A 1387-nucleotide genomic window follows, 5' to 3' on the forward strand; every position below is an offset into this window, starting at 1 on the left:
TAACTATGGCGGGTCTCTTTGACAAGTATCCGTATTTAAAAGAATGGTTCATCGCCTTGTCTCCCACTTACTCTAAACTGAAAAATCCTGTTGTCTTTGCCGCCATGGGGCGGATTGCTACCCTGGATATGGTGGCTCAAAGAGGCGGCTTCGAACCTGAAGCGTTGCTTGAAAAAGTAAAGACGGAAATTGATCGTCACGAAAGAAAAGAATAATAATAGAAAAAGATGAATAAAGAAATGGGCCCGAAAAGGCAGAACCTTCCGGATCCGGTAAAAATACCGATTGTCTTTCTAAGATAATCGGTATTTTTTATTGGCATGACAACTCAATAGTTTTTGTATAACTAATTGACATACGGTATCAATTTTTGTAAGATTATGTAGGAAAGTTATACGTAAATTAAAAGAAAATATAAGAGGTGGTTTTATGGGCAGAACGGTTAAGATCATACTGGCTATATTGGCTATTTGTCTTGTCGGCCTTGTCGGATGGATGGGAATGCGGCAAAGCGGAACGGAAACCCAGACAGTGCGGACTGTCACAGACGGCACGGGTACTGAAGTATCCATTCCCGTTCATCCGAAACGGGTAGTCTTTTTAAATGCATCTAATTTAGATATGTATTATGCAGCCGGCGGTACGGCTGTGGGGAAACCGTCGTCGTCGTCCTTTGCCCCCGATTTAAAGGAGAAGATTGCCGACATTCCTGAAGTGGGAATGATTCACAACCCGAATATAGAAAAGATTCTCTCCTTAAAGCCCGATTTAGTAATTGGAGTCAACGTTCCTTTTCAAACAGGTATTCGAGATACATTGCAAAAAGCGGGAATACCTTTATACATTAATAACTTAAATTCATACGAAGATGTATTGAACACGTTGACCTTTTTCGGCGAATTGACCGGTCATGAAGATACGGCGGCAGCTGAAAAAGAAAAAATAGAAGGAGAATACAAGGCTGTGGTGGACAAAACTAAGGGAAAGACGCCGCCTCGGACACTTATTGTATTCGGCACTCCCGGAAGCTTCAGCATGGCTACGAGCAAATCTTTCAGCGGTGATTTGTTGACTCAGCTGGGTGCCGTGAATATTGCCGACGGAACCTCGCCGGTAGAAGACAGTTTTGTGCCTTTAAGTATGGAATACATTGTGAAACAAGATCCTCAGGATATTCTTTTTATAAGCATGATGCCCGACCCGACCCTGGTTGAAAGCTTTAAAAAAGATTTAGCGGAAAACTCTCTCTGGCAAGGCGTGACGGCTGTTAAGACGGGGCACGTATATTATTTGTCGGGAGACTTGTTCTCCGTTAACCCGGGGACCCGTATTGCCAAGGCGCTTTCCGTTTTGTATACGGACCTGTATGAAAACGGGGGCGCGCAAT

Annotated in this window: 2 protein-coding genes; both read left to right on the forward strand. The window is 43.5% G+C overall.

The annotated features are described in order from the left end of the window. A partial coding sequence (locus tag PGX78_RS08015; RefSeq protein WP_270446397.1) for a DUF1858 domain-containing protein occupies window positions 1-215 on the forward strand: 215 nt, incomplete at its 5' end. Window positions 216-429: 214 nt separating this feature from the next. Next, on the forward strand, window positions 430-1387 hold a 958-nt coding region (locus PGX78_RS08020), incomplete at its 3' end, for an ABC transporter substrate-binding protein (RefSeq protein ID WP_270446399.1).

The sequence above is a fragment of the Megasphaera sp. AF13-6AC genome, from assembly GCF_027685385.1.
Classification (GTDB): domain Bacteria; phylum Bacillota; class Negativicutes; order Veillonellales; family Megasphaeraceae; genus Megasphaera; species Megasphaera micronuciformis.